Origin of the sequence: Citrobacter sp. CtB7.12 (assembly GCF_001297795.1) — a bacterium.
In the GTDB taxonomy this organism is placed as follows: domain Bacteria; phylum Pseudomonadota; class Gammaproteobacteria; order Enterobacterales; family Enterobacteriaceae; genus Citrobacter_A; species Citrobacter_A amalonaticus.
On record NZ_LIFT01000008.1, the window covers coordinates 113,210 to 125,871 of the forward strand.

9 protein-coding genes and 1 pseudogene are annotated in these 12,662 nt (G+C 54.0%); 3 read left to right on the forward strand and 7 right to left on the reverse strand.

Annotation, left to right across the window (positions count from 1 at the left end; genetic code table 11):
• Positions 1-370: 370 nt before the first annotated feature.
• Positions 371-652 carry a YjcB family protein gene (locus AOY24_RS12415; protein WP_042999048.1) on the forward strand — a complete coding sequence of 94 codons (282 nt, stop codon included), beginning with the start codon at positions 371-373 and terminating at the stop codon, positions 650-652.
• Between the two features lie 549 nt (positions 653-1,201).
• On the forward strand, positions 1,202-3,919 hold the full coding sequence (locus AOY24_RS12420; RefSeq protein WP_369815269.1) for a cation-transporting P-type ATPase: 2,718 nt from the start codon (positions 1,202-1,204) through the stop codon (positions 3,917-3,919).
• A gap of 65 nt (positions 3,920-3,984) precedes the next feature.
• Here AOY24_RS12420 and AOY24_RS12425 read toward each other — a convergent pair whose 3' ends face one another.
• From AOY24_RS12425 to ssb1, 3 genes and pseudogenes are all read right to left on the reverse strand, one after another.
• Positions 3,985-4,416, reverse strand: coding sequence for a universal stress protein (locus AOY24_RS12425; RefSeq protein WP_042999046.1), 432 nt, complete (start codon positions 4,414-4,416; stop codon positions 3,985-3,987).
• Between the two features lie 287 nt (positions 4,417-4,703).
• Positions 4,704-5,003, reverse strand: a pseudogene (gene tnpA, locus AOY24_RS12430) (IS200/IS605 family transposase); the annotation flags it as partial.
• Between the two features lie 169 nt (positions 5,004-5,172).
• The gene (gene ssb1, locus AOY24_RS12435) at positions 5,173-5,700 is read right to left on the reverse strand and encodes a single-stranded DNA-binding protein SSB1 (protein ID WP_042999045.1); all 528 of its coding nucleotides are present in this window, start codon (positions 5,698-5,700) and stop codon (positions 5,173-5,175) included.
• A gap of 252 nt (positions 5,701-5,952) precedes the next feature.
• Between ssb1 and uvrA the strand changes: the two genes are divergently transcribed.
• Positions 5,953-8,775 (forward strand): excinuclease ABC subunit UvrA, encoded by a 2,823-nt coding sequence (uvrA, locus tag AOY24_RS12440; RefSeq protein ID WP_042999044.1) that lies wholly within the window; start codon positions 5,953-5,955, stop codon positions 8,773-8,775.
• Between the two features lie 41 nt (positions 8,776-8,816).
• Here the strand turns inward: uvrA and AOY24_RS12445 are convergent, their stop codons facing one another.
• From AOY24_RS12445 to alr, 4 genes are all read right to left on the reverse strand, one after another.
• On the reverse strand, positions 8,817-9,173 hold the full coding sequence (locus AOY24_RS12445; protein WP_042999043.1) for an MmcQ/YjbR family DNA-binding protein: 357 nt from the start codon (positions 9,171-9,173) through the stop codon (positions 8,817-8,819).
• Positions 9,174-9,299: 126 nt separating this feature from the next.
• Positions 9,300-10,013, reverse strand: a complete 714-nt coding sequence (gene aphA, locus AOY24_RS12450; RefSeq protein WP_042999042.1) for an acid phosphatase AphA — start codon at positions 10,011-10,013, stop codon at positions 9,300-9,302.
• A 173-nt stretch (positions 10,014-10,186) separates the two neighbouring features.
• Entirely contained in the window at positions 10,187-11,380 is a 1,194-nt protein-coding gene (gene tyrB / locus AOY24_RS12455; protein WP_054176723.1) for an aromatic amino acid transaminase, read from the reverse strand.
• A 130-nt stretch (positions 11,381-11,510) separates the two neighbouring features.
• A complete protein-coding gene (gene alr / locus AOY24_RS12460) occupies positions 11,511-12,590 on the reverse strand; it encodes an alanine racemase (protein WP_054176724.1) in 1,080 nt (359 codons plus the stop codon).
• Positions 12,591-12,662 lie beyond the last annotated feature (72 nt).

A 12,662-nucleotide genomic window follows, 5' to 3' on the forward strand; every position in this document is an offset into this window, starting at 1 on the left:
AAGTTTTGTTGGCTCATTCTCAAAATGAAATTAAGTTAAATTTCTTCGTCTGCTTATTTTTTGACAATACAAACAAGGTAAAGCCATTGCCTCTTTATTACGTCACGCTTTTCGGTTGCACCACGGTGAAAGTGTGTCGATCATTGAATCAATAACCATGTTTTTATTAAGGTTATAAAGCAGGCAAAAAAGAAGTCGACAGGCTGGCGAATGGTCGCCTAACCGTGATATAGTTCACAAATATTATGAAACAAAAACAATGTTTCATTCGGTGTTGATGTGAATGCCCATCGATAGCCAGAGTGCGCCACGCCTCCCGTGAAAACGCCGCGCTGTCCAGGGCACCTGCTATTCTCAGAGGAAATATTTCATGGCTACCCTAACCACTGGCGTGGTTCTTCTCCGCTGGCAGCTGCTGAGCGCTGTGCTCATGTTTCTCGCCAGCACATTGAATATTCGCTTTCGTCGCTCAGATTACATTGGTCTGGCAGTGATCAGCAGTGGGCTCGGGGTTGTCGCCGCCTGTTGGTTTGCGACGGGATTACTCGGCATCACCCTGATGGATCTCTCCGCCATCTGGAACAACATTGAATCCGTGATGGTTGAAGTAATGAGCCAGACGCCGCCGGAATGGCCGATGGTATTGACCTGATTTCACCTAAGCCTCCCTGACGGAGGCTTTTTTATTGTTTCCAGATAATCCCGTCGGTGTTTGTTGTGGACACACTCGATTCCCCTTCGATTTCAGCAAGCCCGCCTCGATTATTCGCTTATATGGCGCGGCCCGTTTATTCGGCAGGCTGCGCTTCATAATATATTTCCCCGTTGTCTCTGATTTCCCTAATGTCATTATTTTTCAGGATTTAAAAGTTATGTAAGGAAGACTGTTTTTATTATTCTCATCCCAGATATTTTACAAAGAAATAGGTTGAAATACCGCTAATTGCCGCCACAGCGATTGCAAACATAATCAATAAAATCAATCTCTTGGCATTGTATATTCCAAACATAAACACCTCCTTTCCTAAATTTACACTTCCATTTACCCTCATAAAAAACAAGGGAAAATATCATCTTCACTCAAAGATAAAATAATATTTACCGAAATACCATTGATTAATATCAAACATCTTAAGGCATTATTCAAATAGTATGCGCGTGTTTCAAAATATTAAAATTTTATTCTTTGAGGAAATTTACTTTGACCAGAATGCCGAACAGCAATCGTCTCCATTCTGCGCCATGCGCTGGAAAAAAGCCGTACCAGCTAACCATTGAGGAGGTTCTGAAAAATCAGCAGAGCCAACCTTCCGGGCTGACTCACAATGAGGCCAGCGCACGTCTTGCCAGAGATGGCCTTAACGCACTACCGGAAAAAGCGGGTAAACCCGCCTGGCTACGCTTTCTGGCCCATTTTCACGATGTTCTGATCTACGTCCTGATCGCCGCAGCGGCCCTCACCGCCGTAATGGGGCACTGGGTGGATACAGCCGTCATCCTCGGCGTCGCGGTGATCAACGCCCTGATTGGCCATATTCAGGAAAACAACGCGGAAAAATCGCTGAAAAGCATCCGCAACATGCTCTCTGCATCCGCTGTTGTGGTCCGTAACGGACAACATGAGACGGTCGCGACGACCGATCTGGTCGTCGGCGATATCGTGGTACTGCGTGCGGGTGACCGCATCCCCGCCGATCTTCGTGTCATGGAAGCCCATAACCTGCGGGTTGAAGAGGCTATCCTGACCGGTGAATCCACCGTTGTGGACAAAACGGCAGAGGCGCTGACTGGCGAACTGCCGCTGGGCGATCGCAAAAACCTGCTGTTCTCTGGCACCACCATCAGCGCCGGGGCGGGGCTTGGCGTGGTAATCGCCACCGGCGAGGCGACGGAACTGGGCCATATCAACCAGATGATGACGGAGATCGAAAAGCACCGTACGCCGCTACTGGTGCAGATGGATAAACTCGGTAAAGCGATTTTCGCCCTTATTCTCGCCATGATGCTCGGGCTGTTTATTTTCAGTCTGCTGCTGCGCGATATGCCGATGGGTGAACTGCTGCTTTCGTTAATTAGCCTGGCTGTCGCGGCCGTTCCGGAAGGTTTACCGGCGATTATCTCGATCATCCTGTCGCTGGGCGTACAGACCATGGCCCGCAAACGCGCCATCATCCGCAAACTGCCTACTGTTGAAACGTTGGGTGCCATGTCGGTGATTTGTTCCGACAAAACCGGCACGCTGACCATGAACGAGATGACGGTTAAAGCCATCATCACGGCGGATAAAAATTATCGCGTGCAGGGCAACAGCTACGAACCAACGGGCGAGATCCACGTCGAGGAAAACGACGCGCAGGCAGAGATTGCGCCTGGCAGCCTGCTTGAAAGCTATCTGCGTACTATTGATCTGTGCAACGACAGCCAGTTGATTCGCAATGAACAGGGGCACTGGGGAATTACCGGCGGACCAACGGAAGGGGCGCTGAAAGTGCTGGCCGCCAAGGCCATGCTGCCTGCCGTCGAGAGCGAACTGCGCAGTAAAATCCCGTTCGATTCCCAGTACAAATATATGGCGACGCACTATCGCATCGGCAACGACGAGCGCGTACTGGTGACCGGGGCACCGGATGTGCTGTTTAAACTCTGCCGGTTGCAACAAACCGCGAACGGCACGGAAGCCTTTACCCAGCCGCACTGGGAGGCCGAAATCGCCCGCTATGCCAAAGAAGGTTTGCGGATGGTGGCTGCCGCCTGGAAGCCTGCGCGTGCTGATGCCGATGCGCTGACCCATGACTGTCTGAGTGAGGGGCTCATTTTCCTCGGCATCGCCGGGATGATGGATCCGCCGCGCCCGGAAGCCATTGCGGCGATCGGTGCCTGCCAGCAAGCCGGGATCCGCGTCAAAATGATCACCGGCGATCACCCGCAAACCGCCATGAGCATTGGCGGCATGTTGGGTATCCATAACAGCACACATGCGGTGACGGGCTATGAACTCGAGCAGATGGATGAGGCTGAACTTGCCGAAGCGGCCGTCACCTACGATATCTTTGCCCGTACCAGCCCGGAGCATAAGCTGCGTCTGGTAAAAGCCCTGCAAGAAAAAGGTGAGATCGTCGGCATGACCGGGGATGGTGTCAACGACGCGCCGGCGCTAAAGCAGGCCGATGTAGGCATCGCGATGGGTATTAAAGGTACCGAAGTGACGAAAGAGGCCGCCGACATGGTGCTGACGGATGATAACTTCGCGACCATTGCCAGCGCGGTACAGGAAGGGCGCCGCGTCTACGACAACCTGAAGAAAACCATCCTGTTTATCATGCCCACTAACCTGGCGCAGGGTCTGCTGATCATCGTCGCGCTGCTGGCGGGTAATCTGATCCCGCTGACGCCAGTGCTGATCCTGTGGATGAACATGGCAACCTCCGCCACGCTGTCATTCGGTCTGGCGTTTGAAGCCGGTGAGCGCAACATCATGCGCCGCCCACCGCGCCAGAGTAATGAGAACGTGATGGATGGCTTTGCTATCTGGCGCGTAGGGTTTGTCGGTACGCTAATTGCCGCCTGTGCCTTTATGCTGGAAGCCTGGCTGCAGCCGCGCGGTCACAGCCCGGAATTCATCCGCACCGTCCTGTTGCAAACGCTGGTGACAGCGCAGTGGGTGTACATGCTCAACTGCCGCGTTTCCGATGGCTTCTCGCTGGGTCGCGGTCTGCTGATGAATAAAGGCATCTGGCTGGTCAGCGGTATTCTGTTACTGCTGCAGTTGGCGATTATCTACGTGCCGTTCCTGCAGATGTTGTTTGGTACTGAAGCTCTGCCGCTGCGCTACTGGGGAATTACCTTTGCCATCGGCATCGCGCTGTTCTTCATTGTTGAGATTGAGAAACCCCTCACCCGCAAATACCGCCGGAACTAACCGGCGGTATCCGGCAATAAAAAGGCCTCCCAAAACCGGAGGCCTTTTTCGTCTACGATGACGGATTAACGAACAACCATTACCGGCACCTTTGCGTAACGCAAAATATTAGCGGCTGCCGAGCCCAGCAGATGGGTGGCAATCCCCGGTTTGCGTGAGCCGATAATAATCATTTCGGCATTATGCGCCGCTGCCGCGTCATTCACCTCATCGCGAATATTGCCGTGTCGGACTTCAAAGCGAATCCTCTCCAGCGGCGTTTTGAATTTTCTCGCCAGCGCGAGCATTTTCTCTTGCGCATCGTTGGTCATGTACTCTTCGTACTTTTTGATATCCGAAGCAAAGCCGCGCATTGGCGACGCCTGCAGCTTAGGGAAAACGTGCAGCAGATGTAGCACGCCCTCTTCTTTATTGAGCATGTGATCGGCCCAGGCAATCGCTTTGTCAGAAAGGTCCATCGCCAGAATATCAACCGGCATTAAAATGGATTTGTTCATTCTAATTTCCTTATGTTCGCTGACAGGCTGATCGTGTTTCCCTGAAAAGCCCGGCAAGGTTCAGTCTTCATGGGTGAAAGTTGCGAACGCAGGATAACCGATAATAGCCATCACGATTTGATCACAGTCAGCTTATTTATCTTCCTGATAACTCTGTAGATTTATTTACGTAGCGTGAGAAAAACTGACAAAAAAATATCCTCCGGCATAGCCGGAGTTTTTTCTGATGCGCCGATAAGGCTCTGTTACTAGCCGCGCCCTAACAGGCGCATACGATCTGACATTTGCATCAGACTACTTTTCCCTTTCAGATACGCCATAAAGCCGTATACGCTCATTTTTGGTGGGATCTCCACAAGCATATGGATATGATCTGCACAGCATTCCGCTTCCAGGATTCGTACGTTTTTCCACTCACACAGCTTTCTTAAGATGCTGTCTACCGCCCTGCGTTTCTCTCCGTAGAACGCTTGTCTTCGGTATTTTGGCGCAAAAACTATATGATATTTACAGTTCCATCGGGTGTGCGCTAAGCTCTTTTCGTCCCTCTTGGGATCCCCTTTTGATTTCTTGTTTAACTTTTGCAGTTGCCAGACCGCAAGGGGTTTTAACAAATCAAAAGGGGTTTTAATAACTGTCTCAAAATTGAAAGCTTTCCGGAACCTCCAGCCTGGCTGGGGTTTTATGCGTACAAAAAAGCCCCGTCAGAAACGGGGCTTTTCTATTTTTATTTAGCACAGCGCTAAACTGGCTTGATCAGAACGGGATATCGTCGTCGAAATCCATTGGTGGTTCATTAGACGGTGCTGCCGGGGCAGACTGCTGCTGCGGGCGAGACTGCGCGCCGCCGCTGAACTGGTTGCCACCCTGTGGCTGCTGAGGTTGACCCCAACCACCCTGTTGCTGCTGACCGCCTGCCGGTGCGCCACCACCCTGACGACCACCCAGCATCTGCATGGTACCGCCAACGTTCACCACCACTTCCGTGGTGTACTTCTCGACGCCGGACTGATCGGTCCATTTACGGGTACGCAACTGACCTTCAATGTAAACCTGAGAACCTTTACGCAGATATTCACTGGCCACTTCTGCCAGTTTGCCGAACAGCACAACGCGGTGCCATTCCGTCTGCTCTTTCATTTCACCGGTCTGCTTGTCACGCCAGGATTCGGAAGTAGCCAGCGTGATGTTGGCAACTGCGCCACCATTCGGCATGTAGCGTACTTCCGGGTCCTGGCCCAGATTACCCACGAGAATAACCTTATTTACGCCTCTGCTGGCCATGATCGAGTCTCCTGAAAACGTTTCTTAATAAGTGTAAACGCGCGATTGTAGCATTACCAATAGCGAATTTACTATGTTGCGACGCGGATTCCGCGAAACAACCTCAGCCGGACATTGTTACACAAGACTCTGCGTTTTGCATTCCAATACTGTATATTCATTCAGGCTTTATTGTGTCATAATTAACCGTTTGTGATCGCCGGCGGCACCCTGCTGCGCCAGGCAAAAAAGCGTTTAATCCGGGAAAGGTGAATGGATAAGATCGAAGTTCGGGGCGCCCGCACCCATAATCTCAAAAACATCAACCTCGTCATCCCCCGCGACAAACTGATTGTCGTGACCGGGCTGTCGGGGTCAGGCAAATCCTCGCTCGCTTTCGACACCTTGTATGCCGAAGGGCAGCGTCGTTACGTTGAATCCCTTTCCGCCTATGCGCGTCAGTTTCTGTCGCTGATGGAAAAACCGGATGTCGACCACATTGAGGGGCTGTCGCCCGCCATCTCAATTGAACAGAAATCGACGTCCCATAACCCGCGCTCGACGGTCGGCACCATTACCGAAATCCACGACTATTTGCGTCTGCTGTTTGCCCGCGTTGGCGAACCGCGCTGTCCGGATCACGATGTCCCGCTGGCGGCGCAGACCGTCAGTCAGATGGTGGATAACGTCCTGTCGCAGCCGGAAGGCAAACGCCTGATGCTGCTGGCACCGGTGATTAAAGAGCGCAAGGGCGAGCACACCAAAACGCTGGAAAATCTGGCAAGCCAGGGTTATATCCGCGCCCGTATTGATGGCGAAGTGTGTGACCTTTCCGATCCGCCGAAGCTGGAACTGCAGAAGAAACACACTATTGAGGTGGTGATCGATCGTTTCAAAGTGCGTGACGATCTCAGCACCCGTCTGGCAGAGTCGTTTGAGACCGCGCTGGAGCTGTCCGGCGGGACGGCGGTGGTTGCCGATATGGACGACGAAAAAGCAGAAGAACTGCTCTTTTCCGCCAACTTCGCCTGCCCAATCTGCGGTTACAGCATGCGCGAACTGGAACCGCGCCTGTTCTCCTTTAACAACCCGGCGGGCGCCTGCCCGACCTGCGATGGGCTCGGCGTACAGCAATATTTCGACCCCGATCGCGTGATCCAGAACCCTGAGCTGTCGCTAGCGGGCGGGGCCATTCGCGGTTGGGATCGCCGGAACTTCTATTACTTCCAGATGCTGAAATCGCTGGCAGAACACTACAAGTTTGACGTTGAAGCCCCGTGGGCCAGCCTGAGCGCAAACGTACACAAAGTGGTGCTGTACGGTTCTGGTAAAGAGAGTATTGAATTCAAATACATGAACGATCGTGGCGATACCTCCGTGCGTCGCCATCCGTTTGAAGGCGTACTGCACAACATGGAACGCCGCTATAAAGAGACGGAATCCAGCGCCGTTCGTGAAGAGTTAGCCAAGTTCATCAGCAACCGTCCGTGCGCCAGTTGTGAAGGAACCCGTCTTAAGCGCGAAGCGCGCCACGTCTTCGTTGAAAATACACCGCTACCGACCATTTCCGACATGAGCATCGGACATGCGATGGACTTCTTCAACAATCTCAAACTCGCCGGTCAGCGGGCGAAGATTGCAGAGAAAATCCTCAAAGAGATTGGCGACCGCCTCAAGTTCCTGGTCAACGTTGGCCTCAACTATCTGACGCTGTCCCGTTCTGCGGAAACGCTCTCCGGCGGCGAAGCCCAGCGTATTCGACTGGCAAGTCAGATTGGCGCCGGTCTGGTCGGCGTGATGTACGTGCTGGATGAGCCGTCCATCGGCCTTCACCAGCGCGATAACGAACGTCTGCTGGGGACGCTGATCCACCTGCGCAATCTCGGCAATACCGTAATTGTGGTGGAGCACGATGAAGATGCGATTCGCGCCGCCGACCACGTGATTGATATCGGTCCGGGTGCCGGCGTCCACGGCGGCGAAGTGGTTGCCGAAGGTCCGCTGGAAGCGATTATGGCGGTGCCGGAGTCCCTGACCGGCCAGTACATGAGCGGCAAACGCAAGATTGAAGTGCCGAAACAGCGCGTTCCCGCAAACCCGGAGAAAGTGCTGAAACTGACCGGCGCGCGCGGCAACAACCTGAAAGACGTGACGTTAACGCTGCCGGTCGGCCTGTTCACCTGCATCACCGGCGTGTCCGGTTCCGGTAAGTCGACCCTGATTAACGATACGCTGTTCCCGATTGCACAGCGCCAGTTGAACGGTGCGACGATCGCCGAACCGGCGCCGTACCGCGATGTGCAGGGGCTGGAACATTTCGATAAGGTCATCGACATCGATCAGAGCCCGATTGGACGCACACCGCGTTCCAACCCGGCAACGTACACGGGCGTGTTTACGCCAGTACGTGAGCTGTTTGCTGGCGTACCGGAATCACGTTCACGCGGCTATACGCCGGGGCGTTTCAGTTTTAACGTTCGCGGCGGGCGTTGCGAAGCCTGTCAGGGCGATGGCGTAATTAAAGTCGAAATGCACTTCCTGCCAGATATTTACGTGCCGTGCGACCAGTGCAAAGGCAAGCGCTATAACCGCGAAACGCTGGAGATTAAGTACAAGGGCAAAACCATCCACGAAGTGCTGGATATGACTATCGAAGAAGCACGTGAATTCTTTGATGCCGTCCCGGCGCTGGCACGTAAGCTGCAAACCCTGATGGATGTCGGTTTGACCTACATTCGTCTCGGCCAGTCGGCGACAACGCTCTCCGGCGGTGAAGCCCAGCGTGTGAAGCTGGCGCGCGAACTGTCGAAACGCGGCACCGGCCAGACGCTCTATATTCTGGATGAACCGACTACGGGTCTGCATTTTGCCGATATCCAACAATTGCTGGACGTGCTCCATCAGTTACGCGATCAGGGCAATACCATCGTAGTGATTGAGCACAACCTGGACGTCATCAAAACGGCGGACTGGATCGTGGATCTCGGTCCAGAAGGCGGTAGCGGCGGTGGGGAAATCCTCGTCTCCGGTACGCCGGAAACCGTGGCGGAATGTGAAGCCTCACACACGGCCCGCTTCCTGAAACCGATGCTGTAAAAGACAAAACGCCGTTCATCTTTCACACTGAACGGCGTTTTTTACGGCTGTACCAGCAGCTTGCGTTTCTCTTCCGGCAGCGTATTCACCGCCTGTTGGTACGAAGCATCCACCAGATAATAAATTTGTGAATCCGGCAGCGAGCCGTCGAGGTAGACGGTGCTCCAGTGTGCCTTATTGAGATGTCGGCTCGGACGCACATCACTGTGCTGCTGGCGTAACAATTCCGCCAGTTCGGGGCTGGTTTTCAGAGATACCGCCGGGCGACCTTCCACCTCTTTCACCATGGCAAAGAGCACATCTTCAACTTTGATTTGTGTGGCTTTCCAGTCACTGTGCACACTCTGCTCCGCGCCGATTTTCGCCATGCAGTATTGCAGTAACTCCGAATTGGTCATCGTTAATCCCCTCGCAAGCGTAATACTCCACTGAAATGTCATCTATTCAGTGTGCAGCAAGACAGCAAAAGGTAAAAGCTGGCAGATCAATTTTGTTTAAAAAAACAGCAGACGCTCAGCCGCCGGTTAATACTCCGAATTTACGATCACCTCTTCACCATACGCACCAGCCTGCGGCAACGGTCTGTAGGTCGAGTTTGAGGCGCGCAGAATACGGATCCCACGGATGCCCGCATCACGCGCGGCGGTAATGTCGTTATCCGAGTCGCCATAGAACATGCGGATATTTTTATCCTGCAGCCACTGCGTTTTGGTGTTCTGACCCGGCTTGTCTCCGGCAAAAATCACCGGATTCATATTTGCCGCCGGAATGTGGAAGTTATCTGCCAGCGTTTTCGATACGGTCTCGGTTTTGGTCGGCGAACGACCGGTGATAAAAAAGATGCTGTCGCCACGACGGACGTGCATGTCGATCAACTGACGCGCGACCTCTTTTGGAATACTGAACTCATCCCAGCCGTTGTTCATTTTCTCCCAGAATGCCGGGTTCTTCAGATACGCCTCGCTGTCCGGGGACCAGGTTTTCTTTCCACGCCAGAAACCAGGACTGGAAAACAGCACAGTATCATCAATATCAAAACCGACGGCCATTGGCGGACGACCGGTCAGCGTGTTTTCGATCTGCGCCACGGAAACCCAGTGAACAGGAGCTTGTTCCGCGAGTTTCGCAACGTTAGTACCGGGATTTAATGGGGAAGGTGAAGAAGCCAGCGCGCTGGCAGGATGGTTCAACGTGAAAAGTAAGCAGATGGCGCTCAACGCCAGTGTGATCTTTCGCATATTTTTCCCTTTGAAGTCATTTAGTTATGATTTTATTAGTACGACTATTCGACAAACTCTCTGACCATAACCCCAGCGGCAGATGAAAGGAAGGATTTTCTGCGGTTTAACCCTGGAAAAAGAGGAGGATCACATATAGAAGGAAAAGGCCGGTTCAACCGGCCTGAGAGGAATTACATGACCGCAGCAAAGGCCTTCGCTACACGCTGCACATTCGCCACGTTCAGACCGGCCACGCACATACGCCCGCTGGCGATCAGATAGACGCCAAACTCGTCGCGCAGGCGATCGACCTGAGCCGCGCTTAGCCCGGTGTAGCTGAACATGCCGCGCTGTTGCAGCAAATAGTCGAAATTACGGCCCGGAATGGTGGCGGTTAGCACGTTCACCAGCTCCTGACGCATGGCCAGAATACGGGTTCGCATTGCCTCAACTTCCGCCAGCCAACTGGCTTTCAGCGCGTCATCGCCGAGCACCGTCGCGACCACCTGCGCCCCAAAGTTCGGCGGGCTGGAGTAATTACGACGTACGGTCGCCTTCAGTTGCCCCAGTACGCGGCCTGCGGTGGAGGCATCTTCACAGACGACAGAAAGCCCACCGACACGCTCGCCGTACAGAGAGAAGATTTTCGAGAATGAGTTGCTCACCAGAGCAGGCAGCCCGGCGCTGGCAATCGCGCGAATAGCATAAGCATCATCATCCATACCAGCGCCAAAGCCCTGATAAGCAATGTCGAGGAACGGGATCAGATCGCCCGCTTTCAGGATCTCAATCACCGCATCCCATTGCGCGTGCGTTAAATCCGCACCCGTCGGGTTATGGCAGCAAGGATGCAACAGGACGATACTGCGCGCAGGCAGCGTTTTCAGGGTCTCCAGCAGATCGTTGAAACGCACGCCGTTGGTGGCATTGTCGTACCAGGGATAGGTGCTGACGGTAAATCCAGCCCCTTCAAAAATCGCGATATGGTTTTCCCACGTCGGATCGCTGACCCACACGCCGGAATCCGGGAAATAGCGCTTGAGGAAATCGGCACCCACTTTCAGCGCGCCAGAGCCGCCCAATGTCTGGATCGTCGCCACACGCTGCTGCTGGAGAACCGGATGATCAGCCCCAAACAGCAATGGCGCGATAGTATGACGATAGGTATTCAACCCTTCCATCGGCAGATACAGCGAAGCGCCGTGCGGCTGCGCGTTAAGACGCGCTTCGGCTTCCGCCACCGCTTTCAACTGCGGGATAATCCCGTCTTCGTTGTAATACAGACCGATACTCAGATTCACTTTGTCACTACGCGGATCTTCTTTGAACCGCTCCATGAGCGACAGAATCGGGTCGCCGGCGTAGGCGTCAACTTTTTGAAACACGCGATGGTTCTCCAGGTTTACAGGCAGGGGTTAAGACACAATAAACCGGATGGAGAGGAAGATCGAGCGCCTGGTGGGAATATTGCCGGATAAGGCGTTTACACCGCCATCCGGCACTCCACACGCCCGCTTAATCGATATACTTCATTGCCACCCGTGAAGTCAGGCGGGTAATCAGCTCGTAAGCACTGACTTTAGTCATCGCCGCAATGCGTTCCACCGGGAGTCCCTCTCCCCATAAAATCACCGGGTCACCGGCCAGGTCTGTCGCCTGCGGCCCGAGATCAACGCAAATCATGTCCATCGCTACGCGACCCACAATCGGTACTTCGCGACCGTTCACCAACACCGGCGTACCGGATGGCGCAGCGCGCGGATAACCATCGCCATAGCCCATCGCCACGACGCCAAGACGTGTATCACGTTCGCTGATCCATGTTCCGCCATAGCCTACCGGCTCGCCCGCTTTATGCTCGCGCACGGCAATCAGGCTGGAAGTCAGCGACATGACCGGCTGGCAGCCAAAATCGGCCCCTGTGGACTGGTTTTCCAGCGGCGACACGCCGTAGAGAATAATGCCAGGACGAACCCAGTCAAAATGCGACTGCGGCCAGAGTAAAATCCCGCCGGAGGCGGCAATCGAGCGTTGACCCGCTTTGCCTTCACAAAAGGTATTGAACACATCAAGCTGCCGTTCGGTCGCTCCACATTCCGGCTCGTCCGCACGGGCAAAATGGCTGACGATATTAACTGGTTGGCGCACGTTTTTACATTGCGTCAGGCGCTGCCAGAAGGCGTCCGCTTCTTCAGGAAGCACGCCCAGACGATGCATGCCGGTGTCGAGTTTCATCCACACGGTCACCGGTTCATCCAGTTCGGCGGCTTCCAGCGCGGCCAGTTGTTCCTGGTTATGGACCGCCGTATGCAGGTGTTGTGCGGAAATGGTGGGCAGATCGGATGCCTCAAAAAAGCCTTCCAGCAGCAGGATGGGTTGCGTGATCCCCCCTGCTCGCAGACGTAAAGCTTCTTCGAGACGCGCCACACCAAAAGCGTCAGCATCGGGGAGCGTTCGCGCGGTCTCTAACAGACCGTGTCCGTAAGCGTTCGCTTTCACGACCGCAACCAGCTTGCTGGCAGGCGCCAGTTCACGCAGACGTTGCAGGTTGTGTCGCAGAGCGCGGCGGTTAATAACTACAGTTGCCGCTTGCATTGTCATTCCTTGCCTTAATAAAGAAATAATCTTCTCAATCATTTGCGTCACAGCAAGACGGTCAACGCCGCT